The sequence below is a fragment of the Sinorhizobium sp. NG07B genome, assembly GCF_002532005.1.
GTDB lineage: Bacteria > Pseudomonadota > Alphaproteobacteria > Rhizobiales > Rhizobiaceae > Sinorhizobium > Sinorhizobium fredii_C.
The window spans coordinates 973,912-998,545 of the sequence record NZ_NWTD01000003.1; the positions used below are offsets into that span (position 1 = coordinate 973,912).

Annotated in this window: 23 protein-coding genes and 2 pseudogenes; 11 read left to right on the forward strand and 14 right to left on the reverse strand. The window is 60.2% G+C overall.

Features of this window, described 5'->3' with window-relative positions:
- Positions 1 to 68 precede the first annotated feature (68 nt).
- A complete protein-coding gene (gene dinB, locus CO664_RS14465) occupies positions 69 to 1,166 on the forward strand; it encodes a DNA polymerase IV (protein WP_097539144.1) in 1,098 nt (365 codons plus the stop codon).
- A gap of 290 nt (positions 1,167 to 1,456) precedes the next feature.
- On the opposite strand, the pseudogene CO664_RS14470 reads toward dinB, so the two are convergent.
- Positions 1,457 to 2,417: pseudogene (locus CO664_RS14470) on the reverse strand (3'-5' exonuclease); the annotation flags it as partial.
- Between the two features lie 269 nt (positions 2,418 to 2,686).
- On the opposite strand from CO664_RS14470, the gene CO664_RS14475 reads away from it, so the two are divergent.
- Positions 2,687 to 3,283, forward strand: a complete 597-nt coding sequence (locus tag CO664_RS14475) for a DJ-1/PfpI family protein (RefSeq protein ID WP_097525718.1) — start codon at positions 2,687 to 2,689, stop codon at positions 3,281 to 3,283.
- Positions 3,284 to 3,345: 62 nt separating this feature from the next.
- Here CO664_RS14475 and CO664_RS14480 read toward each other — a convergent pair whose 3' ends face one another.
- Genes CO664_RS14480 through CO664_RS14495 form a run of 4 tightly spaced genes read right to left on the reverse strand, consistent with a single transcriptional unit; the run spans position 3,346 to position 7,059 of the window.
- Entirely contained in the window at positions 3,346 to 4,533 is a 1,188-nt protein-coding gene (locus CO664_RS14480; protein ID WP_097539145.1) for a Xaa-Pro peptidase family protein, read from the reverse strand.
- A 31-nt stretch (positions 4,534 to 4,564) separates the two neighbouring features.
- On the reverse strand, positions 4,565 to 4,978 hold the full coding sequence (locus CO664_RS14485; RefSeq protein WP_037418676.1) for a cupin domain-containing protein: 414 nt from the start codon (positions 4,976 to 4,978) through the stop codon (positions 4,565 to 4,567).
- A gap of 30 nt (positions 4,979 to 5,008) precedes the next feature.
- The gene (locus CO664_RS14490; RefSeq protein WP_037418672.1) at positions 5,009 to 5,851 is read right to left on the reverse strand and encodes a phosphoenolpyruvate hydrolase family protein; all 843 of its coding nucleotides are present in this window, start codon (positions 5,849 to 5,851) and stop codon (positions 5,009 to 5,011) included.
- Positions 5,852 to 5,862: 11 nt separating this feature from the next.
- On the reverse strand, positions 5,863 to 7,059 hold the full coding sequence (locus CO664_RS14495; RefSeq protein ID WP_097539146.1) for a Tm-1-like ATP-binding domain-containing protein: 1,197 nt from the start codon (positions 7,057 to 7,059) through the stop codon (positions 5,863 to 5,865).
- Between the two features lie 101 nt (positions 7,060 to 7,160).
- On the opposite strand from CO664_RS14495, the gene CO664_RS14500 reads away from it, so the two are divergent.
- From CO664_RS14500 to CO664_RS14530, 7 genes are all read left to right on the forward strand, one after another.
- Positions 7,161 to 7,802, forward strand: coding sequence for a TetR/AcrR family transcriptional regulator (locus tag CO664_RS14500; protein ID WP_037418667.1), 642 nt, complete (start codon positions 7,161 to 7,163; stop codon positions 7,800 to 7,802).
- 325 nt (positions 7,803 to 8,127) lie between these two features.
- The gene (locus CO664_RS14505) at positions 8,128 to 9,435 is read left to right on the forward strand and encodes an extracellular solute-binding protein (protein ID WP_097539147.1); all 1,308 of its coding nucleotides are present in this window, start codon (positions 8,128 to 8,130) and stop codon (positions 9,433 to 9,435) included.
- A gap of 151 nt (positions 9,436 to 9,586) precedes the next feature.
- A complete protein-coding gene (locus CO664_RS14510) occupies positions 9,587 to 10,492 on the forward strand; it encodes a sugar ABC transporter permease (protein ID WP_097539148.1) in 906 nt (301 codons plus the stop codon).
- A gap of 1 nt (position 10,493) precedes the next feature.
- Positions 10,494 to 11,453, forward strand: a complete 960-nt coding sequence (locus CO664_RS14515) for a carbohydrate ABC transporter permease (RefSeq protein ID WP_097539149.1) — start codon at positions 10,494 to 10,496, stop codon at positions 11,451 to 11,453.
- Complete coding sequence (locus CO664_RS31225; RefSeq protein WP_037418656.1) at positions 11,450 to 11,653, forward strand: hypothetical protein; 204 nt, start codon at positions 11,450 to 11,452, stop codon at positions 11,651 to 11,653. Before CO664_RS14515 ends, CO664_RS31225 begins: the two co-directional genes overlap by 4 nt.
- Positions 11,650 to 12,759 (forward strand): ABC transporter ATP-binding protein, encoded by a 1,110-nt coding sequence (locus tag CO664_RS14525; protein WP_097525708.1) that lies wholly within the window; start codon positions 11,650 to 11,652, stop codon positions 12,757 to 12,759. Before CO664_RS31225 ends, CO664_RS14525 begins: the two co-directional genes overlap by 4 nt.
- Positions 12,759 to 13,835: an ABC transporter ATP-binding protein gene (locus CO664_RS14530; protein ID WP_037418651.1), complete on the forward strand. Its 1,077-nt coding sequence runs from the start codon at positions 12,759 to 12,761 to the stop codon at positions 13,833 to 13,835. The genes CO664_RS14525 and CO664_RS14530 overlap by 1 nt, the downstream gene beginning before the upstream one ends.
- 118 nt (positions 13,836 to 13,953) lie before the next feature.
- Here the strand turns inward: CO664_RS14530 and CO664_RS14535 are convergent, their stop codons facing one another.
- From CO664_RS14535 to CO664_RS14550, 4 genes are read right to left on the reverse strand one after another with little or no spacing between them, the layout of a single operon-like run.
- Complete coding sequence (locus tag CO664_RS14535) at positions 13,954 to 14,928, reverse strand: NAD(P)-dependent oxidoreductase (RefSeq protein WP_097539150.1); 975 nt, start codon at positions 14,926 to 14,928, stop codon at positions 13,954 to 13,956.
- A 25-nt stretch (positions 14,929 to 14,953) separates the two neighbouring features.
- Complete coding sequence (locus CO664_RS14540) at positions 14,954 to 15,646, reverse strand: FadR/GntR family transcriptional regulator (protein WP_037418645.1); 693 nt, start codon at positions 15,644 to 15,646, stop codon at positions 14,954 to 14,956.
- 2 nt (positions 15,647 to 15,648) lie between these two features.
- Positions 15,649 to 16,818, reverse strand: a complete 1,170-nt coding sequence (locus tag CO664_RS14545) for a mandelate racemase/muconate lactonizing enzyme family protein (RefSeq protein ID WP_097539151.1) — start codon at positions 16,816 to 16,818, stop codon at positions 15,649 to 15,651.
- A gap of 55 nt (positions 16,819 to 16,873) precedes the next feature.
- Positions 16,874 to 17,761: a sugar phosphate isomerase/epimerase gene (locus CO664_RS14550; RefSeq protein ID WP_037418639.1), complete on the reverse strand. Its 888-nt coding sequence runs from the start codon at positions 17,759 to 17,761 to the stop codon at positions 16,874 to 16,876.
- Between the two features lie 299 nt (positions 17,762 to 18,060).
- On the opposite strand from CO664_RS14550, the gene CO664_RS14555 reads away from it, so the two are divergent.
- A complete protein-coding gene (locus CO664_RS14555; RefSeq protein WP_097539152.1) occupies positions 18,061 to 18,912 on the forward strand; it encodes a sugar phosphate isomerase/epimerase in 852 nt (283 codons plus the stop codon).
- A gap of 505 nt (positions 18,913 to 19,417) precedes the next feature.
- Here CO664_RS14555 and CO664_RS14560 read toward each other — a convergent pair.
- Positions 19,418 to 19,859, reverse strand: a pseudogene (locus CO664_RS14560) (transposase zinc-binding domain-containing protein); the annotation flags it as partial.
- Between the two features lie 537 nt (positions 19,860 to 20,396).
- Here CO664_RS14560 and CO664_RS14565 point away from each other — a divergent pair.
- On the forward strand, positions 20,397 to 21,287 hold the full coding sequence (locus CO664_RS14565; protein WP_097539153.1) for a transglutaminase-like domain-containing protein: 891 nt from the start codon (positions 20,397 to 20,399) through the stop codon (positions 21,285 to 21,287).
- 71 nt (positions 21,288 to 21,358) lie between these two features.
- On the opposite strand, the gene CO664_RS14570 is transcribed toward CO664_RS14565, so the two are convergent.
- The 4 genes from CO664_RS14570 to CO664_RS14580 form a co-directional block, all read right to left on the reverse strand.
- Positions 21,359 to 21,955 carry a LysR family transcriptional regulator gene (locus CO664_RS14570; protein ID WP_245426454.1) on the reverse strand — a complete coding sequence of 199 codons (597 nt, stop codon included), beginning with the start codon at positions 21,953 to 21,955 and terminating at the stop codon, positions 21,359 to 21,361.
- Positions 21,956 to 22,217: 262 nt separating this feature from the next.
- Entirely contained in the window at positions 22,218 to 22,352 is a 135-nt protein-coding gene (locus CO664_RS31580) for a hypothetical protein (protein WP_272938895.1), read from the reverse strand.
- 44 nt (positions 22,353 to 22,396) lie between these two features.
- On the reverse strand, positions 22,397 to 23,509 hold the full coding sequence (locus CO664_RS14575) for a gluconeogenesis factor YvcK family protein (RefSeq protein WP_097525682.1): 1,113 nt from the start codon (positions 23,507 to 23,509) through the stop codon (positions 22,397 to 22,399).
- A 325-nt stretch (positions 23,510 to 23,834) separates the two neighbouring features.
- Positions 23,835 to 24,629, reverse strand: coding sequence for an inositol monophosphatase family protein (locus CO664_RS14580; RefSeq protein ID WP_097539154.1), 795 nt, complete (start codon positions 24,627 to 24,629; stop codon positions 23,835 to 23,837).
- Positions 24,630 to 24,634: the final 5 nt, after the last annotated feature.

The following is a 24,634-nucleotide window of genomic DNA, read 5'->3' on the forward strand; positions in this document are numbered from 1 at the left end:
GTTCCCTATTTGTTTCGGCGCAGATCCTCCGGTAATGCGCCGATCCCCTCGCCATCGCTGAAGCCGTCATGAACGACATAAGCCCCACCCCCATTCGCAAAATCGTCCATTTGGACATGGATGCTTTTTATGCGTCGGTCGAGCAGCGCGATAACCCCGATTTACGCGGAAAGCCTATAGCCGTCGGAGGCTCCGCCGCGCGTGGCGTGGTCGCTGCGGCGAGCTACGAGGCGCGCGCCTATGGCGTTCATTCGGCAATGCCGTCGGTCACCGCCAAGCGAAAGTGCCCGGACCTGATTTTCGTGCCGCCGCGCTTCGACGTCTACAAGGCGGTGTCCCAGCAGATACGGGAGATCTTTGCGGAATACACGCCGATGATCGAGCCGCTATCGCTTGACGAGGCTTATCTTGATGTTACCGAGAACCTGAAAGGCATGGACATCGCCACCGAGATCGCGCTGGAGATCCGTGCCAAGATCAAGGCCGTCACCGGCCTCAACGCGTCGGCCGGCATCTCCTACAACAAGTTCCTCGCCAAGATGGCAAGCGACCTCAACAAACCCAACGGCCAGGCAGTGATCACGCCGAAGAACGGACCGGCCTTCGTCGAGGCCCTCCCCGTCAAGAAATTCCATGGGGTCGGGCCGGCGACTGCGGAGCGCATGCGGAAATATGGCATCGAGACCGGACTCGATCTCAAGGAGAAGACGCTTGAATTCCTGGTGGAGCATTTCGGGAAGTCGGGTCCGTATTTCTATGGCATCGCCCGTGGCATCGATGAGCGCCAGGTGAAGCCCAACCGGATCCGCAAGTCCGTGGGCGCGGAGGATACCTTCGTCGAGGACATCAATGATCTCGATCTGGCGACCGCGGAACTGAAACCGCTCGCAGAGAAGGTCTGGCGCTATTGCGAGGCGCAAGGCATCAGCGGCAAGACGGTCACCGTGAAAATCAAATACTCGGACTTCACCTTGGCGACGCGGAGCCGGACCGGGTCAGCAGCGTTTGCGGGCATTCCTGAAATCCTTGCTGCGGCGTCGGACCTCTTGGCAACCGTCTATCCATTCAAGCGACCTGTGAGGCTGCTCGGTGTCGCGCTTTCAACGCTGACGGCCTCCGAAATCAGTAATGCGCAATCACAGTCCCAACTTGACCTCGGACTCTGACGGGCATCGCCCCGAAATAAAAAAGCCTGCCGCGGGAGGAGGTGCGGCAGGCTTTCCTAAAAGAACCGAACAGCGACTTGGGAGGAGGAGTGCCGCTGTTCCAACAGACGTCCTACTGGGAGGAGGAGTGGGCCGTCTGAAATTCGAAGCGTTGCGGGAGGAGGAGCATCGCTTCGGTGAAAATGATCATACTGCGACAAGCGCCGTCCGCCAGAGTTTATGCTGCACTGCAGGTATGCATCAGCCGCAACAGTCTTTGGGACACATGCGTTACAGCCATCAGGCCCTAACCGATCGAAAGCAGTGAGGTACTTGGTTGGTGGGTCTGCCTCAGGGTATCGATAGATTTCGGACCTGAGATACCGCAGTTCGCCTTCCAGTTCCGGTTCATTGACCTCGATCCACCAGGATTTCGGGCGCACGTCGCTCCCGTCCGACCACCGGTAACCGCGGGCCTTGAGGTGATCCTTCATGTCGAAGGGGCTGTTCTCGGCAAAAATGCGCACCCGTGAGCGCTGACTTGAGCTGTAGAGCTCCGCAAATGCTGTCGTGGAGTGGGAAGCGGTTTCCCGAGCGAGTGCTTCCAGCGGAGCAAAGCAGTCGTCGACCGCTCCATGGCCATCATGAAAGAAGCGAGCCTGGCCAAGCAGTTAGCCGAGTTTCGTTCCCTCGAATCCACGTGAGGACCAGTCGATCTCGGAGTTGGAACAGGCCTATGCCTTGCCTGAAAAAGTCGACGAAAAAGCATCGCAAAACGGGCGGTCAAACCCGCGTTATGAGCGATGACCAGGTCGGCGGGGTCGATAAGCGTTCCCAATGCCCTCATGTCGATGAGCTGTCCGGCCACCATCTCATCGGTGATGCCTGTCAGCCTGGTGATTTCGCCAGGAATGGAAATGCTCGGCTGCCGCAAACCACCATAGAGGCCAGTGACGTCGCCGATGTTGCCACGCTCGTCAAACGTGAAGGCAATTGCCCCTATTTCGATGATCTCATCCTTGCGATGGTTGAGCCGGGTTGTTTCGGTGTCGAGGATGACGCCCTTCAGCGGAAATTCAGGCCGAACGCTTGTGATGACCGGGCGGGGTTCGAGTTCCTCAGAATGCGATACCGCCCTGTAGAGATCAAATGGGCTGCCATTGCCTCTTCAACCGCTGCCGGCGGTGTGGATCGCTTATGATGCAGCGCCCGCGCAGCCTTCTCGGGTCGAGCGACAACATCGTCGGAAAACATATCGATTTGTGCAGTCATTCTTGCAGTCTTGAGCGCCGAAAGGTACGGACGTATCACGCACGCGCACTCAAGTCATGTTCAGCTCGACAGCGCCGAATCCAATCCAGCACTCTAGATCGGAAACGCATAGGACTCTTCTGATGTCTCCATGATATACGCAGAGGGCAAAGAAGCCCAGAGGGAGGGGTCCCCGATAGCTGGAGAGAAGCGGTTAACGCCGCTCTGAAACAAGAGACCAACCCATCCAGTCGAATGAGAAGTTCGTCCGCGGCAGAGGAGGAGAAAACATGCCAGGCAAGAAAATTCTCATGCTTACCGGTGATTTCACCGAAGAATACGAAATCTTCGTCTTCCAGCAGGCCATGGAGGCCGTCGGTCATACCGTCCATATCGTCTGCCCGGACAAGAAGGCCGGCGACATCCTGCGCACGTCCCTGCACGACTTCGAAGGCGACCAGACCTACACCGAGAAACTCGGCCATAATGTCGTCATTAACAAAACATTCGCGGAAGCAGAAACTCAACTCGACGAGTATCACGCCGTTTACTGCGCCGGCGGCCGTGGTCCGGAATACATCCGCACAGACAAACGCGTGCAGGCGATCGTGCGGCACTTCCACGAAAAGCAGAAGCCGATCTTTACGATCTGCCACGGCGTGCAAATTCTGATTGCCGTCGACGGTGTCGTGCGCGGCAGGAAGGTCGGCGCTCTCGGCGCCTGCGAGCCGGAAGTTACGCTGGCCGGCGGCACCTATATCGACCTCTCCCCCACCGAAGCCTATGTCGACGGCACGATGGTATCGGCAAAGGGCTGGACGGCCCTTGCTGCCTTCATGCGGGAGTGCCTTAAGGTTCTCGGCACCGAAATCTACCACAATAAATAAGACTGCGAGCCCGGCACACGATCGTGCCGGGCTTCGTCTTGCCGCGGGAGGTTGCCCGCCCGCTATGCCGCCCCGTGATTCCAGCCGCGCCCTCTGTTGCCGAACATCTTGTATCCGTCACTCGTGACGGCGAGCGTATCCTCGAGCTTGATGAAACCGCGCTTCGGGTGAAGCATCGTCGTCTCGACGGAAATGACCATGCCTGCCTCCAGAGGCCGATCCGCGTCCACGCCTTCATAGGCGACCGGGTGGTTGGTCATCAGGAAGGGTGCTTCGTGGCTGATGAGACCCATGCCGTGGCAGAAGAAGTCGGTAAAAGAGGCCGAAGGCAAGCTTTTCAAAACCGCTTCGGCCGCAGCGATCATCTCGCGGCCGAAAGCGCCGGCCCTGATCCTGGCGAAGGCCGCCTGCTGGATCGCCTCCACTTCAGCCAGCAGGTCCTCAAGCTCTGAATCGGGCTCGCCGAGAACGCCCATGCGGCAAAGGTCACCGATATAGCCGTGATAGTTGCCACCGGAATCGATTGAAAGCACCTCGCCCTTCGCCCACGCCTGCGGCGAGGCGGCGCGGTTGTGACTGGCGCCGAGGGTCAGCAGGCAATATTCGAAGTGGAGCCCGCGATTGGTCTCCTCCCGCCTGAGGCGTTCGATGATCTCGCCCTTCGTGGATCCCTCCCGTGCCGCCGCGATGGTAGCGAGCATGGAATCGGTTATCAGTTCGGAGGCAAGCTTGAGTTTTTGAAGCTCCTGCGGTGTCTTAATTGCGCGTAGTCGCTCCAGCGTATACGTCGCATCCACGAAGCGCGCTTCTTCTAGGCGAGAAGCCAACAGGTCCCGCGCATCGGAAGGCAGGAACGGCGGCTCGATGCCGATGCGAGCACCCGCCTTGCCGATCTTCTCCAGGTGCTCGACGGCAAGTTCTGCCGCATCGAGCGTGCCCCAGGTCGCCGTAAGCACGCTGGGTGTCCAGAAGGGCTTGTTCTGGTGTTCTCCCCCTTCCATGCGGTTGCCAACATAGGCTGAGTGGTCGGGTGAGCCCTTCTCATAAACGACGATCGGCAGATAACGGCTGTGGCCGATCGCATCCATTGCGGCGAAGAAGATGAACTTGTAGCCACCGAGCAGGTACTGCGTATTGTGCTTGGAGGTGGCGAGCAGCACGTCGATGCCCGCCTCCTCCATAAGCCTGTCGAGTTTAGCCGCATCGAAAGGCGGTTCCACCGCCCGCGCTTCGCTTGGACTGATGTTCACGGTTTTCTCCTAAAAGCCGTTGCCGCGCGCCTCAGGCACCAGCCGGGATTAATCGGAAATCCGGCAGGCCGCGAAGCGCACGCTCGGGGCCGGCCGGCGAATAGACGACAAACAGTTGCATCGGCCCGGGTCCCGTGTTCTTCGTCGAGTGGAACCGGCTTTCCGGTACATAGACCGTGCAACCCGGCCCGACCTTCTGCGTCACCGGATTGCCGTTCTCGTCCTCCACCATTTGTTCGCCCTCGCCCGAGATGACGAAGATGATCTCCTCAGAGCCGGGATGATTGTGACGCGCATGCCCCTCACCGCTCGGCAAGTCCACCACACCACCCGAGAAGCGCTCGGCCCCGTTCACCTCCGGCGCGACCGTCAGTGCGAGGCGGCCCCAGTCGAAGCCGAAGCTGTCGACATCCTTCGGATAGAGAAAATATTTGTCCTTCGCCATGCCGCGGCCTCCTCCCGCATCTTGCTCGCTTCAGACCACCGTACTGATGGCAAGCGCCTTGAAGTCTTCCGTCTGCTTGCGGATCGCCACCTCGGCCGGCAGGCGTTCCATGGAACTTGCGCCATAAAAGCCATTGCAGGCTGGGCAACGATCCAGGATGTAGCGTGCATCCTCCGGCATCGAAATCGGTCCCCCGTGGCAAAGCACGATGACGTCCTTCCGTACCGAACGTGCGGCCGCCGCTATCGCGTCGATTTCGCTCACGCAGTCGTCGAGCGACACCGCGGACGTGGCGCCGATCGCGCCTCCCGTAGTAACGCCCATATGAGCGACGATGATGTCTGCACCGGCCTTGGTCATCGCAATCGCTTCTTCCTCGTTGAAGACATAGGGCGTCGTCAGCAGGTCGAGCCGGTGGGCTTCGGCGATCATGTCCACCTCGAGACCGTAGCCCATGCCGGTCTCCTCGAAGCTCTGCCGGATCCGCCCGTCGAAGAGGCCAATGGTCGGGAAATTCTGTACGCCGGAAAAGCCCATAGCTTTTAGGTTCGCGAGAAACTGCGGCATGAACACGAATGGGTCGGTGCCATTTACGCCGGCGAGTACCGGTGTCGCCTTCACGACCGGCAGCACCTCCAGGGCCATATCCTTGACGATCTCATTGGCGTTTCCATAGGCGAGCAGACCGGCCGCCGAACCGCGGCCCGCCATGCGGTAACGGCCGGAGTTATAGATGATGATGAGGTCGATGCCGCCCGCCTCCTCGGCCTTGGCCGAAATCCCTGTGCCTGCCCCGCCGCCGATGATCGGCTTGCCGGCGGCGATCATGCCGTGGAACTTTTCAAGAATGGTCTTGCGGGGGATTACTGGCATCGGCGTCTCTTTCAGGGGTTGGCGATGTCTCGGTAGGCGGCGACTGCGGCCTCGGCGAACTGCGGATCGTTGATGTGGAGCGGAAGCCATTCGATGCGGCGCGCGTCGGTTGTTTCGACGGTGGCTTCCAGTGCCTCGAAAAGCGCCGCATCCGCCGCAGGATCGAAGAAGGCGCCGCCCTCAATATCGAGCGCCGACACGCCTCTCTCCGGGATCAGGAACCGGAGTGGGCCCTTGCAGAGGTTCAGCTTTGCGCCAATCCACCTTCCGATCGCGGCGCACTCCTCCGCCGTTGTGCGCATGAGCGTGACGTTGGGGTTGTGGCGGTAGAAGATCCGGCCGGCATAACGCTTCGGCACCGTGTCGGGTGCCCAGAAATTCACCATATCCAATGCTCCGACCGAACCGACATAGGGCAATTTGGTGCGCGCAATTGCGCCGAAACGATCCTCCGTCGCCGGCAGCACGCCACCGAAGAGAAGATCGCAGACCTCCGTGGTGGTGATGTCGAGCACACCCGAAAGAAGACCGCTGTCTGCAAGCTTCTCCATCGCGCGTCCGCCGGTGCCAGTGGCGTGAAAGACAACACAGTCATGGTCGGCCTTCAGTCGTTCGACCATGGCAGTCACACAGGGCGTCGTCACACCGAACATGGTAAGGCCGAGAGCTGGCTTCGAGGCCGTTTCCTTCGCTGGCCGGTTAGCCATGGCGGTAATCGCTTCGGCCGCGTTGTGCAGGATCGTGCGGCTCACACGGTTGAGCCCAGCCATATCGGTAATCGACGGCATCATGATGATGTCAGAGACGTCGACATAAGGTGCCACGTTGCCGGAAGCGAGCGTCGAAACCATGACCTTCGGCAGCCCGAGCGGCAACCTGCGCATGCCGGCAGCAATGATCGACGTCCCGCCGCCGCCACCGATCCCCACCACGCCGGCGACGTCGCCCCGCGTGGGAAGAAAACGCGCGAACGCCTCGCTCATCGCGGCGACCGCGGTCCCGCGGTCGTCGCCCGAAAGCACCGCGGCGGGACCGTCCGGATGCACGGACGCCACGGTTTCGGCGGAGATATCGACCGCAATCGTGGGACGACGCGTGCCGACATCGACCAGAACAGGCCGCCCGCCGGCCGCCTCGATGCAGGAAGCAAGATAACCGAGCTCCTCCCCCTTCGTATCGGCCGTGCCGACGACGTAGATTTGCTTCATCTCTCCTCCCCGGCGGCCCTGGCCCTCCCTAGCACTTGCCGCCTCATGCCGGCCGGTTCGCCGGCTCTTGCAAATTTATGAGATGCGCGTATCATAAAGACATGGATATCTCACGTCAACAGAGTGAATCCCCCTTGCGCAGCGAGCGCGGTCCCCGGGCCCGCACACGCAAACTCATGCTGGAGACCGCGACGCGGCTGATGCAGTCCGGCATCACGCCCTCGGTGAGCGAGGTCGCGGAAGCCGCCGAAGTTTCGCGCGCCACCGCGTATCGTTATTTTCCGAGCCAGGCGGCGCTGGTTCATGCGGTGGTGGACGAGGCGCTTGGCCCGATCCTCGACTGGCGCTCCGAAGCGCCCGATGCGCGGACTCGCATTGCCGATCTTCTCGCGACCGCCATGCCGCGCATCGACGAGTTCGAGGCAACCTTCAAGGCGGCACTGAAGCTTACGCTTGACCAATGGGCGCAGCGCCAGGCCGGCACGCTTGGTAACGAACCGCAGCTGACGCGCGGCCACCGCGTCGAACTCCTGCGACAGGTCACCGCCCCTCTCGAGGGCAAGGTGTCCTCCGAAGCCCGCGAGCACCTCGCTCAGGCGCTCTCGCTGGTGTTCGGTGTCGAGGTGCTGGTCGTGCTGAAGGACATCTGGGGGCTCTCAGCCGAACGCGCACAAGCCGTTGCCGAATGGGCGGCGGCGGCCTTGGTCGAGGCGGCGATTCAGGAGGCGCAAACCGCGGCATGACACCGCGCACTCTCCTAGCAACTGGTTTAACCAATTTAGCTTATACACATGTATGGCTGCTGATGGAGAAGATGGGGGTAAATTGAACTGCTTGGCAGGCATGGCAGGCTGCGCACCATCGAATTGAAATCTAGACAACGGGACAGGGACCTTGACGCTCGCTAGCTTTGGTAATACCAGATTGGTGCTGCGGCCCGTTAGGCGTGAAATCTGGCACGACGCACGTTGGGTCGAGGAGGACCCCGCCCGCAGAAGCGCCAATCAGGAGGATTTGACAGACGGACCGCCGCAAGGCGGCGGCGTGTACAAAAGGGGAGGAAGTATCATGCGCAAGACAGTGGCCGGCTTGTTGGCCGGTATCAGTTTAATGTTTGCCAGCGGGACATCCGCGCAATCGCAAGAACTGACGATTTTCTGGGCCGAGTGGGATCCGGCCAATTATCTCCAGGAGCTCGTCAACGAATACGAGGCCGAGACGGGCGTGAAGGTCACGGTCGAAACGACCCCTTGGGCGGATTTCCAGACGAAGGCGTTCACCGAATTCAACGCCAAGGGCTCGGCCTATGACATGGTCGTCGGCGACTCGCAGTGGATCGGCGCCGCATCGGAGGCCGGCCACTACGTCGACCTCACCGAGTTCTTCAATAAGCACAAGCTGAACGAGGTGATGGCTCCTGCCACGGTGAAGTACTACTCGGAGTATCCTGCGAACTCCGGCAAGTACTGGTCGATTCCGGCTGAGGGCGACGCGGTCGGTTGGTCCTATCGCAAGGACTGGTTCGAAGACCCGAAGGAGATGGAAGCCTTCAAGGCGAAGTATGGCTATGACCTCGCCCCGCCGAAGGATTGGAAGCAGTTGCGCGACATCGCCGAGTTCTTCCATCGTCCGGACCAGAAGCGCTACGGCATCGCGATCTACACCGACAACTCCTATGACGGTCTCGTAATGGGCGTAGAGAACGCCATCTTCTCTTTCGGCGGAGAACTCGGCGACTACAGCACCTACAAGGTCGACGGGATCATCAACTCGGAAAAGAACGTCAAGGCTCTGGAAACCTACCGCGAGCTTTACGGCTTCACCCCTCCTGGCTGGGCCAAGTCCTTCTTCGTCGAGAACAACCAGGCGATCACCGAAAACCTGGCAGCGATGAGCATGAACTACTTCGCCTTCTTCCCGGCGCTGGTCAATGAAGCATCGAACCCGAACGCGAAGGTCACCGGCTTCTTCGCCAACCCGGCCGGCCCGAATGGCGACCAGTATGCCGCGCTCGGCGGCCAGGGCATTTCCATCGTCTCCTATTCCGAAAACAAGGAAGAGGCGATGAAATTCCTCGAGTGGTTCATCAAGGACGAGACGCAGAAGCGCTGGGCCGAACTCGGCGGTTACACGGCAAGCGCCAAGGTGCTGGAGTCGGAAGAGTTCCAAAACGCGACGCCCTATAACAAGGCCTTCTATGAGACCATGTTCAAGGTGAAGGACTTCTGGGCAACGCCCGAATATGCCGAGCTGCTGATCCAGATGAATCAACGCATCTATCCTTATGTGACGGCGGGCCAGGGCACGGCAAAGGAGGCGCTCGACGCTCTCGCCAAGGACTGGAACGCGACCTTCAAAAAGTACGGCCGCCACTAACGGGTAAGACATCGCGGGAGGGGCCTGGCTCCCTCCCGCTTCTTCAACTTGGCACCGAACGATACTCGCGCGGACGCGGCGTCGCGCTCCTGAAATGCGCAACAGAATGGCGCAAGTGCGCCCGGCGCTGGGCTCTCGGAGGAGGAGCACATTGGCCACCGTGGTTATGACATCGCTGGATTCGAAGTCGCGCGCGGCTTCGCGGGGCTTGAGCGACATCAAGATTCGCAATCTCTTCATCATTCCGACGATCCTGTTCTTGATCGTCTTCAACATCTTCCCGTTGATCTACTCTCTCGGCTACTCTTTCACCGACTTTCGTGCTTCGACGAACGCTCCGGCCGCCTTCGTCGGCCTGCAGAACTACCGGGAACTGCTGAACGACCCATTCATCTGGGCGAACTTCGCCATTACGGCGAAATACGTGATCGTGTCGGTTACCGGTCAGGTTGTCGTCGGTTTCGGCACGGCGATGCTGCTCAACCGCGAGATTCCGTTCAAGGGTCTGATCACAACACTGCTTCTGCTGCCGATGATGCTGTCAATGGCGGTGGTCGGGCTCTTCTGGAAGCTGCTCTATGATCCATCCTTCGGCATCATCAACTACGCGCTCGGCCTCGGCTCTTTCGAATGGCTGGCGAATCCCAACATGGCACTCTACGCCGTCGCCATCACCGACATCTGGATGTGGTCCCCCTTCGTGATGCTGCTCTCGCTCGCCGGTCTCTCGGCCGTACCGAGGCACCTTTACGAGGCGGCGGCGATTGATCGGGCGGGACCGTTCTACACCTTCTTCCACATTACCCTGCCGCTCGTGGCACCGATCCTCATGATCGCGGTCATCTTCCGCACGATGGAGGCGTTCAAGACTTTCGACCTCGCCTATATCCTCACGAGCCAGCCGACCACGGAAGTGATCTCGATTCGCCTCTACAAGATGGCGTTTCAGGAATGGCAGACTGGCCGGTCCTGCGCGCTCGCCTACATAGTGCTGATCATGGTGCTCGCGATTACCAACATTTATGTCAAGTATCTCAATAGGGTGAAGGAGCGCTGAGATGGCGGCCGTCCAAACTCGCTCCGAGCGCGCGCTAAATCGGCTGGCGATTGCCGCCGTACTTGTCATCACGCTGCTCTTCCTCGCCCCGATCTACTGGATCACGTCTACTGCCTTCAAACCGCGCAACCTCGCGACGACGATCCCGCCGACGGTCATTTTCGAGCCGGAGATCTCGCCCTTCGTCAAGCTCTTCACCAAGCGCTCTCAACTGCGTGCAGCACCGGAGCCAGAAGACTATGCCGTCGCACCATGGTGGGAACGGCTGGTCTTCGACGGGGGTGAAAAGGTGGTGCGCTCGGGGCGCGGAGAGGTGCAGCTATCCGGTTACCCCAACCGCTTCATGAATTCGCTGATCGTCGCGATCACCTCAACGGTGCTCGCCGTCAGCATGGGTACCTTCACAGCTTACGGTTTCTCGCGGTTCAAGATGAAGGGCGAAGCGGACCTGTTGTTCTTCATCTTATCGACACGCATGCTGCCGCCCGTGGTCGTGGCAATCCCAATGTTCCTGATGTACCGGGCTGTCGGGCTGAACGACACCCATTGGGGTCTCATCATCCTCTACACCGCTTTCAATCTCTCCTTCTCGGTCTGGCTAATGAAAGGCTTCATCGACGAGATTCCGAAGGAGTATGAGGAAGCGGCGCTCGTCGACGGCTACACGCGTCTGCAAGCGTTTTTTAAGATCGTGCTGCCTGAGGCTGCCACAGGCATCGCCGCGACCGCCGTCTTTTGCTTCATCACAGCGTGGAACGAGTATGCTTTCGCGCTGATCATGACGAACCGGCGCGCGCAAACGGCACCGCCCTTCATCCCGAGCCAGGTCGGCTCTGGCCTTCCGGATTGGACCGTCATTGCCGCAGGTACCTTCTTGTTTCTGCTACCGGTCGCCATCTTCACTTTCCTGCTCAGGAACCATCTCCTGCGCGGCATGAGTTTCGGAGCGATCCGCAAATGACCTTTCGTGCCATAAACCGGAAGTATCTTGAGCCAGGCTCACAGTTCCTGATGATATTAGGCATTATCGCGCTGTGCCAGCCATGGAACCTATTCCTCCATCGCTACGGGCTGACAATGACGTTAGTCGGGCTGATTGCCTTCATGATCACGTCCAAGATCCCGCCGGAACAGAAAACTGACGAGAGCAGGAATCCATGACGCAGATTGAATTGCGCGGCATCGAAAAGCACTTTGGTGCCGTTCAGGTCATCAAGAACCTCAATCTCGCCATAGCCGATAACGAATTCATCGTTCTACTCGGCCAGTCCGGCTGCGGCAAGACGACGACACTGCGCGCGATCGCCGGGCTCGAAACGGTCGATGAAGGCGACATCCTCATCGACGGTCGGCCGGTGCAGCACTTGAAGGCATCGCACCGGGACATCGCCTTTGTGTTCCAGTCCTTCTCGCTCTACCCACACATGACGGTGTTCGAGAATATCGCCTTCCCGCTCCGCGCCACGCGCGGCAACCCTGCGGATATTGAGCGCGAGGTCCGGGCGGTTGCAAAAACACTGCAGATCACCCACCTGCTCGCAAAAAGGCCCTCCGCTCTTTCAGGCGGCGACATGCAGCGCGTGGCGATCGGCCGAGCACTCGTTCGGCGTCCCAAGGCGATGCTCATGGATGAGCCGATCGGCGCGCTTGACGCAAAGCTCCGCGAAGAGATGCGCGCCGAAATCAAGCGGCTCCATATCAAACAGGGCTCGACCACGATCTACGTCACGCATGACCAGGTCGAAGCCATGTCACTCGCCGATCGTATTGTTGTCATGCACGAAGGAGTCCTGCAGCAAGTCGGCACCCCCCATGAGGTTTACGCTCGTCCGGCCAACATGTTTGTCGCGCAATTCGTCGGGAGTCCGGTCATGAACATGGCTGAGGTGACGATTTCCGCGGATGCGGGGCATGCACGCGTCCAGGTCGGAGGTGCTTCAACCGCCTTCGATCTTCCCTCCAGTCTCACGGCGCAACTCGCTGCCGCCGGGGTCAAAAACGGCAATATCACCCTCGGCGTGCGACCTGAAGGGGTTCTCGTTTCACGGGAAGCACGCGAGGGCTTCGTGCCCGTGGAGGCCCATATCATCGAACCGCTCGGCTCGCATGACATCGTAGACCTGCAGGTTGGTGCCCAGATGCTGCGGGCAAGGACGAAAAGCGGCTTCGTAGCCAGGCCAGGCGAGGCCGTCTGGGCCCGAATTAATCCCACCCAGGCGCATTTCTTTGACAGCACGACCGGCACATCTTTTGGGATCAGGCTCTGATGGCGCACATTGAACTCAAAGGCATCACCAAGACGTTCGGAGGCCATACCGCCCTGAAGGATCTCAGTTTCGAAATTGCCGACGGAGAGTTTTTCGTGCTGCTCGGCGAGACGGGCGCCGGCAAGACGACGACCCTCAGGCTGATTGCCGGGCTTGAAAAGCCGACGGGCGGACAGATCTTCATCGACGGCGAGGATGTCGCCGACTGGGGCGCCGCCGAACGCGACGTGGCGCTTGTGCTGCAGCAGTATTCGCTTTACCCCCGCTACACGGTCCGCGAGAACCTCGAATTCCCGCTCAAGTCTCGCATCCGGTGTGTCGAACCGGCCGAAATCAAGGAGCGTGTCGCCCGCGTCGCAAAGACTCTCCGCATTGAGCATCTGCTCGACCGCAAGACGGATCGCCTGTCGGGTGGCGAAATGCAGCGCGTTTCCATCGGGCGGGCGATCGTGCGCAAGCCGCGCGTCTTTCTGATGGACGAGCCCCTCTCCGCCCTCGATGCCAAACTTCGCGAGGCGCTCCGCACCGAGCTCAAGAACCTCCAGATGAATCTCGGGGCAACCTTTCTCTTCGTGACCCACGATCAGATCGAAGCCATGTCGATGGGCGACAAGATCGGCGTACTCAACAACGGCCATCTCGTTCAGACCGGCACGCCGCAGGAGATCTATCGCAATCCGGTCAACACTTTCGTTGCACGCGCCGTTGGCTCGCCGCCGATGAACCTGATCTCCGGCAGGCTTGCGGGCAATGAGGCCATCGCGGACCAAGGCTACCGATTGCCTTTTGACGCGGCGCTCGACACCGCGGTTGACGGACGGCCCCTCACCTTCGGCATCCGCCCCGAGGATCTCTTCCTAGAAAGCGGCGCCCCCGGCGAGGCCCGCGTGCATGACGTCGAAAATCATGGGGTCGAGAAGATCGTCACTCTTCGCACAGGCAACCACTTCTTGCATGCGACGGTGCCTGCTCAGACCGACCTCGAGATCGAGGAGCCTGTTCGCTTCTCCTGGGATCCGGAAAAGGTCGTGCTCTTCGACGGGGGAAGCGGGATGAGCCTGCGCCACGCCCGTTGACCCGTCATCGGCGACACCGGGATCGGCTCCATCCTGCTCGTGGCTCCCGCCCATTTGCCCGTCATTCACGCGACCATGGAATGCGTGTCCCATCTGGAACGGGCGTAATCCCATTGCCTTACGCCGGAAACCGTCGCCTATAGTGTTCGGCGACCTCAGGGTTGCGGAGGCTGACAGGCAACTCGCCTTTCAAAATGCGGATCGCTTCGGCCGCAGCGCCTGTTCCCATGCGCATCATGCTTTCGTCAGTGATGCCGGCGAGGTGAGGCGTCACGATCACATTGTCCAGCCGGAAGTAAGGATGCTCGAGCGGCAGGGGCTGAGCAGAGAACACGTCAAGGGCAGCGCCGCCGATGCGGCCCAACTCCAGCGCCTCAATCAATGCTGCGTCATCCACGACCGGACCGCGCGCCACGTTGACGAGGATCGCACCCGGCTTCATGCCCGCAATCCGCTCGCGGCTCAAAAGCCCCGTCGTCTCGGGCGTGAGCGGGCAACAGAGAACGACGATGTCCGACGTCGAAACCAGATCGTCGACCGAAAGAAACCGCACACCGCCAGGCAGGCTTTCGGGCGAGCGGCTGTTGGCGACGATCTCCAGGCCAAACCCGTGTTTCGCGACCCGGAAGACCGCCTTTCCCACGTTGCCCATGCCGATGATGCCCATGGTACGGCCGGCGAGGTCGAGTGCTCTGTCCGCGTGGACTCGCCCGGCACCCCACCCCCTGCTTCTGAGATCTCGGTCCAGGGGACGGAACCGGCGCAGCAACGCCAGCGTCACCATGAAGACATGCTCCGCCACAGTCGGCGCATTGACGGCCGGCACGTTGGCGATAAGCACACCGGCCGCCGTGGCCGCGTCATAGGGTATCATGTCAAGCCCCGCGCCGTGCCGGACTGCCGCGCGCAGGGCCGCTGTTTCTTCGAAGAAGGCGGGCGGAATCGGCGCGCGCACGATGACGATCGCCGCACCCTCGCCTTCACGCAGCAGCGTCTCGGGATCGGGAGCGGACGCGACGCGAAGATCGGCCGCCGCCTTCAGCATGGCCTCGGCGTCGCGGTGCAGGGGATGGGTCGAGAAAATGAAACTCATCGGCCTCCTCATTACCGATCGGGGACTATTCCGCGGCTGTCGCTGGTCCGCCGATGAGGCCCTTCCAGTAGCTTTCCGCGCCCTGTAGATGCGCATTCATCAAAGCCTGGGCGAGATTGCCGTCGCGTGCGAGCAGCGCCTCGTAGATACGGATATGTTCTTGATGCGAGCGGCGGCTGCGGGCGATATCTGCGAAGTAGATGGGAAGTCGCTGTTCGCCCATTGTGTAGTAAACGCTGCAGACACGGTGAAACACGCTGTTCTTCGTCGCCCGAACGATCTCCAGGTGAAAATCCCGGTCCTCGCGCGCGAGGCCCTCGCCTGCAGCGATCTTCGCCTCGGAGGCGGCGAGAATCTCGCGCAGGCGTATGTAGTTCTCCTCCGTCGCTCGCGCGCAGGCGAGTTCCGCCGCCTTGATCTCGTGGATCTTGCGGAGCTCCACCGTCTCGTAGATCACGATCGGGTCCAGTGGCACGCCGGCACGCGCAAAGAGTGCGATCGCCTCGACGCTCGCCTCCGTTGTCGTCAGGTAGATGCCCGACTTCGCCCGGCGCTCCACGATGCGCATGGCTTCCAGGATTGCCAAAGCCTCCCGAAGCTGCCCGCGGCTGACGGCGAAGTGCTCGGCGAGCTCTCGCTCCGATGGCGTTCGCCCGTTGCTGCTCGAACTCGTGAATAGATGGGCAGCTAGATCGGATAGCAGATTGTTTTCTTTCATGGTTACAGTCTTAGCGCGTAAGTCTCCAGGACGCGCTCGTTGATCGTAAATCCCAAACCGGGTTTATCAGGAATCTCTATCATACCGTCCCTCACAACCACAGTCTCCTCGACGAGATCGTGGATCATCGGGTTCGCGCCAACGGAATATTCGATGACAAAGCTTGCCGGAGAGGCAGCGCAGATGTGCAGGCCCGAGAAGAAGCAAGGGGCACCGGCCCACAAATGGGGGGCAAAACGGAGATTGAAGGCACTGGCGATCACACCAATGCGCATTGCCTCCGTGATGCCGCCGCAGAATGCCGGGTCGGGCTGGAAGATATCAGCCGCGCGCAGCATCGCCAGATCGCGGAAGGCGAAACGGGTGGCCTCGCTCTCGCCCGCCGCGATCGGCACCCTTGAAGCAGCGCGCACTTCCGCCATTCCGGCCTTGTCATCCGCGATCACCGGCTCCTCGAACCAAGCGAGGTCGCAATCCTGGACGAGTTGGATGAAGCGTTTCGCGTCGGCAACCGTATAGGTGCCATGCGCATCGACCATGATATCCACGGAGGGGCCCAGCGCCTTGCGGGCAGCACGCACACGGGCGGCCGAGACATGCGGCGCGCGGTCCATTGCGCCGACCCTCATCTTGACCGCCTTGAAACCGCCATTGGCGATGTAGGACTGCAGCTGGCCGCCGATCTTTTCGGCGTTCTCCCAGCCGCCGGATGCATAGGCAGGCAACCGGCTCGCCTTGCGCCCGCCGAGAAGCTTCCACACCGGCACGCCCAGCGACTTGCCGAGAATGTCCCACAATGCGATGTCGACGGCACTGATCGCGGCAATGGAGAGGCCCCGGCGCGAGAGTTCCGGCATCGCATGCCCCGACATCGCCGCTGTTTCGTGACGCACCCCGTTATAAAGCATCTCCCAGGTAGCGGAGATGTCGGCGGCGTCGCGGCCGACGAGCCGCGGGCCCACCTCATGGTTGAGCATGTGCACCAGCGTGCCGTAAGTGCCGGCGCTGCCTGCAGCATTCTTGCCTTCACCCCACCCTACGATTCCGTCATCTGTTTCTATGCGCAGGATCGCCGCGTCGAAGGTTGTCAGGCGTCCGAAATCGCTGCGGTGCTGCCGGCTCGCTTCGATCGGTATGCGAACCCACCAGGCTTGGACCGTCTTGATACGCATTTCAAACTCCCCAACCTCGCGGCGCGCCGGCCGCAGGGCATGCTCGGACCGGGCCTCACTTGATCAGCGGCAGGATGGTCTCGGCGGTAATCCGCATCTGGTCATCGTAGAACCTCTCTGTCAGCAGGCTCGATCCGTGGTCCTGGATGAACTTCAGCTGCTCCGGCGGGATATCGACCGGATTGCGTTCGACCATGTCGGGATATTTCGCCGCCGGTGTGCGGTCGACCGGCGCCACGAACTCATTGGTGAGCGCGCCGTCGTAACCGATCTCCTTCAGAGTTGCGACGATCTTCGGCCAGTCGAGATGGCCAAGACCTGCCGCAAAGCGGTTGTTATCAGCCACATGGAAATCGAAAAGCCGGTTCCCGGCGAGCCTGATCGCCTCATACATGTCCTCCTCTTCGATGTTGAGGTGAAAGGCATCGAGGCAAACGCCGCAATCGGGATCGACCGCCTCGGCCAGCGCAAGCGCTTGGGCTGCACGGTTGAAGAGATAAGTCTCGAACCGGTTGAGCGGCTCGATTGCCAAGCGGACGCCCTTCTTTTGGGCATGGGCGAAGCATTCCTTCGTCGCATCCACGACCCACTTCCATTCATCCTCCTGGGTGCCATCTGGAACGACCTTGCCGACGGTCGCCGGTACGAGGGTGACAATTTGGCCCTCGAGTTCGCTCACCATCGTTATGACGCTCTTCACGTAGTCCACCGACTTTGCGCGCTGGCCCTCGTCCTTGGCTGCGAGGTTACGCTCGCCGAGCGTCAGCGTCACCGCACCCCAGCAGCGAATGCCGTGTTCCTTGAGCAGCGCGCGAGTGTCGTTGACGTCGTACTGGGCCGGCTCGCCTGAAATCTCGATGCTCTCGTAGCCGTATTTCTTGATGCGTTTCAGCGTGACGGCGAGAGGCTCCGCCCGCATCCAGTTGTGCGTCGAAAGGTGCATAAACGTCCTCCCAAATTGTCGTTGCCCCCGCACCGACGGGGGACCTTTTCCTTGCGGTCCGCCCTATCTGGTTTGGCCAATTTCTCCCCGTAAGAAGCTCTATCGCAATTTAACGTCACCCGCAAGCGATCCACAAAGCCCCGCCTCGCGCCGTTTTTCCTTGTTTCTTCGGATTCCGGGGGTTTTTGTCGATCGGCGTCTCCTGGATATTAACTGTCGGCTTGACCAAGTCTGCACTTTTGGTATGACCAGACTGCTACGGGAGACGCACGAACACTGGCGAAAATCTGGAGGGGACGATGAAGGTCGGCATGTGCATGTTTCTCTGGACGACGAGCGTCGGGCGGAAACATGAGGCGCTACTCCGCGACATCAAGGCGACGGGATTCGACGGCGTCGAGATTCCAATCTTCGACGGCACGCCCGACGACTACCGTCGGCTCGGCGCCCTGCTGGATAGGATAGGGCTGGAGCGCACGGCCGTCTCCGCCATGAGCAACCCTTCCATGAACCTGATCTCGCCTGATCCGGCGACGCGCAGGCGCGGCATCACCTACATGCAATGGGTCATCGACTGCGCGGTCGCCCTCGGCGCTGACACGTTAAGCGGCCCGCTACATTCCACGCTCGGCCAGTTCTCCGGCACAGGGCCGACCGCCGCGGAGCTAAAGCGGTCGGTTTCCTCGCAGCGCACGGTCGGGGACCATGCTGCCAAACGCGGCCTCACCGTAGCGCTCGAGGCGCTGAACCGCTTCGAATGCTATCTCGTCAATACGATGGACGACCTGGCCGACCATATCGATGCAATTGGGCACCCCAACATTCGTGCCATGTACGACACTTTTCACAGCAATATCGAGGAAGCTGATCCCATCGGAGCCTTTACCCGCAACAAGGACCATATCGTACACGTCCATATTTCGGAGAACGACCGTGGCGTGCCGGGCCGCGGGAACATCCCGTGGTCCGAGACTTTCAAGGCGATACGCGCGAGCGGCTATGACGGCTGGCTGACGATCGAGGCTTTCGGTCGTGCATTAAAGGACCTTGCGGCCGCAACGAAGGTCTGGCGCGATTTCTCCGAGACGCCCGAAGCGGTCTATCGCGATGGATATCGTCACATTCGCAACGGATGGCGGGCAGCGGCATGACGGGCGCCCTGCCGATGGAAGAGATCATAGAGGCTCTAGTCGGAATGGCCCTGCGCGGCATCTTCCCGCATGAGATCAGGAACGGCGAAAGGAGACATTCGGGCGAATTCAGCTGAGCCGCCACTTACCACAGCAAAGCCGCTGTCCGGTCGCTTCGCATCCCTGAAGGTTTTTCGATGCGGGCCGGAGTTTGACGTCTGCCGCTGGCGTTGGCGGCCCGCGTTGACAAACCTTGGAAGGAGAAGCCGCGGAGGCTGGGTGGGACCTAGGGGGAAAGCAAGGGGCCGCGGCGTGTGTTGTGGACTTCGGCGCTGACGTCAGAAGCAAAAGGGCGGGGCATGGCTCTCTCAGAGTGAGCGGGATCGCCTCAGCGCCTGGCGGATCATCTTGTTTGCCCGTTTCCGCTCCAAGCAGAGTGCGGATCGTTGCGACATTGGTCTTGCGCTCCCCACTGGCCAGCAGGCCGTAGTGGCGGATGCGGCGGGAACCGTCGGGCAGCACATTGCAGCACGCTGGTTGTGCCGATGCGCGCGCCAAGGTGCCGGGTATCGGCGGCGATGGTGCTCAGCGTCTCGGCCGATACCCGAAGCAGCAGGTCATAGACAGCCTTCTTGTTCCAGTAAGCGATCTGGGTGCTCGGCCCGCAGGGCGAAAACCACGTGGAAATACTCGACCGGCAGAAGGTCTTCGGCACGGGCCAACCAGTCCCGCGCCGCGGGTGCTTGGCACTTCGGGCAGTGGCGGTTCTTGCAGGAATTATAGGCGATGTGGTTATGCCCGCACTTGGTGCAAGCAGCCACATGCCCGCCGAGCGCCTCGGTTCGGCAGGCTTCGATCGCCGCCATGACCTTGAGCTGGGTCAGGCTGACATGCCCGGCATTGGCTCGCCGCCACGCAGGACCATAGGCTCGGAAGATGTCAGCGACCTCCAGCTTTTGCCGGGACACCCCGGCGCGCGCTTCATTCCAGCCGACGCCTCAGGGTCAGATCCCCCATAAGTCGCCACCCGGTCGTTATTTGGAGACAGGGCGAAGGTCCGTTCCATCGGCATGCTGGTCATTCTGGCACCGAAGCTCCTATGGCGACAATCCACCCGTCTTCGACGGTGTTGAACGCGAAGAGTCGACCAACAGCAGTCGTACGGCCAGACCCCGATCAGCGGCCACAATCGGCCCTGAGGAGACCTTGCTGTCTTCAAGGTTGAATGACCGCTTCGCGCCCTATATCGGTCATCGGGGCCGCAGTGGCTTCTTTCCGAAAGCAGACGTCACTCACTCTGGCCCCCGGGGGCCATTACGGCGCGCGTAATGCATCCTTGAGATCGATACACAGCAATCCGGCAAGCCTCGCATCGCTGACGCCGATCGAGACGGCCAATGGCCAGCCGCGCCGACCCGCAAATGCGACCTGAGCCCACCGATTGACAATTTTTGAAAATTTGCCCTTCTTCTCGTGTCTCAATCCTCAACTGGAAAGGGACGACAATGCGCAGAACCTTTTATGCTTCTCAAAGCATCTATTCGGAACCCGGCCCGTATCGCGAAACGTTGATGGGCGGTGGTGGCGAACCGAACCTGATCGCCGGGTGGATTAGCTCATTCATGCAGCATCCTCGCGGGTTTGAATCCAAAAAACGGGGCTTCAAACCTCAACAAATAGCCGATCTGGAGCTTCGCTCCGTGGCCGAAATTCTGTCGGTCGCCGTGGAACGCAAGCTGCTTGAAAGCGATGCCGCGCAGCCTAAGGTGGGCGGCGTATGCCGGGATTTTGCCATGATGGCGGTGAGTAGTTTTCGGGAGCGCGGCACCCCGGCTCGCCTTCGTGTCGGGTTTGCGGACTATCTGGTGCCTGACCATTGGGAAGATCATTGGCTTTGCGAATGGCACGACGGCAGGCGTTGGAAACGGCTTGATGTGGAGTTTGAGGCTATCGGGGGAGTTTCTTTCGACACCCTGGATGTGCCGAGCGAGCGGTTCATTACAGCAAGCGAGGCATGGTTTCGGATCATGGGCGATCCGGAGTTGGCCTCGCGATTTGGCGTATCGAGCCTCAACCTTGCGGGGGAGTGGTTCGTCGCGGGAAGCCTGCTGCGAGAAGTGGCAGCCCTGCGTAAGCTAGAGCTGAAACCATGGGACTACTGGGGTCTCTCGAAGGACCTCTCCCCCAATTCAACCGAGTTGTCTTCCCAGGCGAGAGCAACATTAGACCATCTCGCTTCACGGCTCAGGACCGCTGCTGTTGATGGGGATGACGAGCCGGAAACTATCGCCGACTGGCCTTTGCCAGACGAGGTTATCAGCTTCCCTCGCGGCGAACCTATGACTGTTAGGTTGCATAACTCCCAAATTCGCGACAGTAACTTTTTGGCCCTTTAGGCTATGCCAGTCGTAGCAGGTAGCCGGATGTCCGCAGCAGGTATGCGGTTCGTCACCCAAGGCAACTAGCCTTAACGTTCGTGGAAGTGTCTCGCGCGCGTATTCTGTGACATCCTAACTGACGTAAGGCCGTTATGCATGAAGTAGTCAGGTGATCCGAAGACCGCCCATTTGAAGGGCGGCGAAAGCCGCACCGCTATCATCTCCTTGGCGATATATGATCCGATGAGGATGCCCGCATCGTAACCGTCGGCGATAAAGTCACCATGCGTGTTGCTTACAGTTATATCGACCTTCACGTTCGGCCAGGCTTCGCGAAAAGCCGGTAGTATCGGCTCTATGACATGGGGCAACGCAAGGCGCTCGACAATAAGTTTTAAGGTGCCGGACGGTTCGTTTGAATGCTGGAGCGTCTCCCCCAGGCTCGTCTCGATGAGTTGCGCTGCAGGGGCAATTTTCGCAAGCAGGGTCTCCCCTGCCTCCGTCAATGATATCCGCCGTGTCGTGCGGTGGAAGAGCGGGGCTCCAAGACGCCGCTCAAGCTTCTGCAGCGCTTGGCTGATCGCGCCCGGCGTCACTTCAAGGTCAAGCGCAGCTTTTCGGACGCTCTGCCGCTTTGCAATAGCCAAAAACTCGGACAAACCATCGAATGTGTTTTGGCGGCCCATTTCATTCCTTTTCAAAGCACTTCGTCTTTACGACAGGTTCTGTTTAATACTGTGGGATAACGATGAAAATTTGAACCATACGTCCTGCCGTTCCGGTCGCGTTGCTCTGAGGAAGAAACTGGGCATCGTTGAACACTTCTCCGGCCTGAGCATGCTAATGGCAAGCTTCCGGGGACAGCCACCGCCGAGTGCTTTCCCTTTGTCTGAGATGGGTGGAGAAGGGATTGTCTGCTTTTGCCTGAAAAGGCACAGTCGCCGACATTCATCGGCTTGAAGGTCCGCTACCATAGGCTTTCAGAAATACCCGCACCGCCTCCTTGGCATAGCGACGCGTATCCGCGTCGCTATGCAGGTTCACCGGTTCGCTGAGCGCCCGCTTCGGCGTCCTGCTGGTCATGTTCCTCGGGTCCTCATCTTGTCGACCATGTAACGATGCCTGTTTTATCCGCCGACGAGGTCGAGCAACACGCTTGCAACGGCCTCGCCGTCATGCTGGCCCCGGGTCCAGGCGTCCTCATACTCGCCCGTGATCACCTTGTATTGATCGGATGAGTTCATCGCATGCGAGAGATAGGGGAACAACCCGACGGTCTTCTCAAATGGAAAGAAAACGCGGTTGGCCATGACATGCGTCAAGAGGGGGCGGCAGGACGTTTGCTCTTTGTGCCATTGGTCGGAAACGGCATTCAGGAGATCGCCCAGTGTCCTATCCGTTGTCTCTTTGCATTGCAGGATATTCCCGATCCAGACACGGGGGCAGTCCACATGCGAAAGGGCCTTGGCGATTCCTGCGATTTGCAGGTGCGGTAGTAAACTCGTGTAAAAGCTACCCGGTCCAAAGGCGACGAGGTCTGCGTTGGCGAGGGCTTCGAGCACCACTGGATTTGCCCGCGGTTGCGCCCCAGATTTTGTCGAGAGTTGCACATCGGCAATGCCTATCTTCGCATCTTCGTCAGCGAGCCTGGTGATCGCATCCTGACGCTCAATTATCTTGCCGTCTTTGAGCGTAGCGCTGAGCACCAGGTCGCTGTCCAAAGACGAGGTCCAGACGTCGCCCACGATGCTGCAGAGTTTGCGAAACACAAAAACGGCCGTGTTTACGTCGCCGTTGTGCGCTAGGCATGCGCCCGCGAGAATGAAGTTGCCGATACTTCCATTTCTAAAATCAAAATCCCTTCCGACCGTGGAGGCGAATGTCTTTAGATAATTGAGAATAGCGCCTCTCAACCCGGGTTCCACACGCTCGAGAAGCGGATGCCTGCCCTCCGAATAGTAGAGGAATTCCGATAACGCACCTTCCTGGCCAAGATTGCTTGAGAGGCGAGCGTTGCAGATCTTTACGACGTCTCCCGCGCGGCCTTCGCCGTGCGCCATCGTCATCAGCGCCTGGCGCAGATCCCCCACGGCTAGGAGTCCAATCCTCTCACGAATCACCTTGGAGCTTCCGCCGCTATCCCAGGCGGGTACAATGCGGGTCACGTGAGCCTTACCGCAGAGCGCAATGTTGATGGCACGACAGGCGCTGCCACCGGAAAACAGGACGATGTGTTTCACGCAATGCTCCGGCGAATGTTCCGCGCTTCAGTTGTTGGAACCGTCGCGTTCCATCCAGGGACCCGACGGTTCCCGCTGCCTATTAGAGCCGCTGTAAGGCGCCCACCGCAAGAGGCGCGCTTCTCGCATGCGCCGAGCGCCCCGATCGGTGCACCACGCGATCTCTTGCGCAGAAGGGAACATCCCGCGATGAGGAACGGCTAACCTCTACCAACTGGAGTCATCCAGGCCATTGGGTGGACGACCGCTCCGCAGGGTGATCGGGGTTTGATTTTGTCACCTGATCCGTGAGGTGGCTGGTAACCGTTCGAGCGACAGGCGTACTTCAGCCATGAAGCGCCAGCAGATCGGCATAGACACTCAGATTGCTGGCGAGCACCGGATGACCTTCCAGCAACGATTCGCGCTCGGTTGGAAAGGACAGGTAGGCGCCGCCGGCTTCTTTGACGAGGCACAAACCGGCCATGCAGTCCCAAGCACGCATGTGCGGCTCGTAGTAGCCGACGAGTCGACCAGCCGCGACATAGGCAAGCATCAGTGCTCCTGAGCCATTGCGGACGAAGTTGCCACCCATCGCGAGCAGCGCGGCAATGACCTGGCCGACCCGCTCTGGTGCGACAAAGTTGTTGCAACCAATGCCGGTGATGGCGTTCTGGATCGTACGAGACGGGTCAAGGCTCAATTTGCTCCCGTTGAGGCTCGCGCCTCTACCGGCAGCCGAAGCATAGACTTCGCCATGGCAGGGCACATGGATCATCCCGATGACCGGGATGCCATCATGCAACACCGCGATCGACACGCACCAGGTCGACATGCCGTTGACGAAGGGTGCGGTGCCGTCAATCGGGTCGACAATCCAGGTATAGCCGGAATCGCCCTCCGCATGACCGAATTCCTCTCCGAGGAAGCCATCTTCCGGAAGCTCCGCGGCAACGCGACTCCGGATCATCGTCTCGACATCGCGGTCAGCTATCGAAACGACATCCTGCGGATCGCGCTTGGTCTCGATCACCAGCGTCTCACGCTTGTTGAAGTAGTCGAGCGCGAGCGCTCCCGCTTCCTCGGCGATTGATTGCGCCAGTGCAAAGCGCCGATCAAGCCCCGCTTCATCCATGCTCATGCTAT

What these genes read in the sequence shown, in the direction of transcription:
- CO664_RS31225 (WP_037418656.1), top strand. Translation starts at nt 11,450, where the DNA reads ATGACCTTTCGTGCCATAAACCGGAAGTATCTTGAGCCAGGCTCACAG.
- CO664_RS14490 (WP_037418672.1), bottom strand. Translation starts at nt 5,851, where the DNA reads ATGCCAGTAATCCCCCGCAAGACCATTCTTGAAAAGTTCCACGGCATG.
- CO664_RS14485 (WP_037418676.1), bottom strand. Translation starts at nt 4,978, where the DNA reads ATGGCGAAGGACAAATATTTTCTCTATCCGAAGGATGTCGACAGCTTC.
- CO664_RS14475 (WP_097525718.1), top strand. Translation starts at nt 2,687, where the DNA reads ATGCCAGGCAAGAAAATTCTCATGCTTACCGGTGATTTCACCGAAGAA.
- CO664_RS14580 (WP_097539154.1), bottom strand. Translation starts at nt 24,629, where the DNA reads ATGAGCATGGATGAAGCGGGGCTTGATCGGCGCTTTGCACTGGCGCAA.
- CO664_RS14530 (WP_037418651.1), top strand. Translation starts at nt 12,759, where the DNA reads ATGGCGCACATTGAACTCAAAGGCATCACCAAGACGTTCGGAGGCCAT.
- dinB (WP_097539144.1), top strand. Translation starts at nt 69, where the DNA reads ATGAACGACATAAGCCCCACCCCCATTCGCAAAATCGTCCATTTGGAC.
- CO664_RS14535 (WP_097539150.1), bottom strand. Translation starts at nt 14,928, where the DNA reads ATGAGTTTCATTTTCTCGACCCATCCCCTGCACCGCGACGCCGAGGCC.
- CO664_RS14505 (WP_097539147.1), top strand. Translation starts at nt 8,128, where the DNA reads ATGCGCAAGACAGTGGCCGGCTTGTTGGCCGGTATCAGTTTAATGTTT.
- CO664_RS14500 (WP_037418667.1), top strand. Translation starts at nt 7,161, where the DNA reads ATGGATATCTCACGTCAACAGAGTGAATCCCCCTTGCGCAGCGAGCGC.
- CO664_RS31580 (WP_272938895.1), bottom strand. Translation starts at nt 22,352, where the DNA reads ATGACCAGCAGGACGCCGAAGCGGGCGCTCAGCGAACCGGTGAACCTG.
- CO664_RS14545 (WP_097539151.1), bottom strand. Translation starts at nt 16,818, where the DNA reads ATGCGTATCAAGACGGTCCAAGCCTGGTGGGTTCGCATACCGATCGAA.
- CO664_RS14570 (WP_245426454.1), bottom strand. Translation starts at nt 21,955, where the DNA reads ATGGGCCGCCAAAACACATTCGATGGTTTGTCCGAGTTTTTGGCTATT.
- CO664_RS14525 (WP_097525708.1), top strand. Translation starts at nt 11,650, where the DNA reads ATGACGCAGATTGAATTGCGCGGCATCGAAAAGCACTTTGGTGCCGTT.
- CO664_RS14555 (WP_097539152.1), top strand. Translation starts at nt 18,061, where the DNA reads ATGAAGGTCGGCATGTGCATGTTTCTCTGGACGACGAGCGTCGGGCGG.
- CO664_RS14495 (WP_097539146.1), bottom strand. Translation starts at nt 7,059, where the DNA reads ATGAAGCAAATCTACGTCGTCGGCACGGCCGATACGAAGGGGGAGGAG.
- CO664_RS14565 (WP_097539153.1), top strand. Translation starts at nt 20,397, where the DNA reads ATGCGCAGAACCTTTTATGCTTCTCAAAGCATCTATTCGGAACCCGGC.
- CO664_RS14550 (WP_037418639.1), bottom strand. Translation starts at nt 17,761, where the DNA reads ATGCACCTTTCGACGCACAACTGGATGCGGGCGGAGCCTCTCGCCGTC.
- CO664_RS14540 (WP_037418645.1), bottom strand. Translation starts at nt 15,646, where the DNA reads ATGAAAGAAAACAATCTGCTATCCGATCTAGCTGCCCATCTATTCACG.
- CO664_RS14515 (WP_097539149.1), top strand. Translation starts at nt 10,494, where the DNA reads ATGGCGGCCGTCCAAACTCGCTCCGAGCGCGCGCTAAATCGGCTGGCG.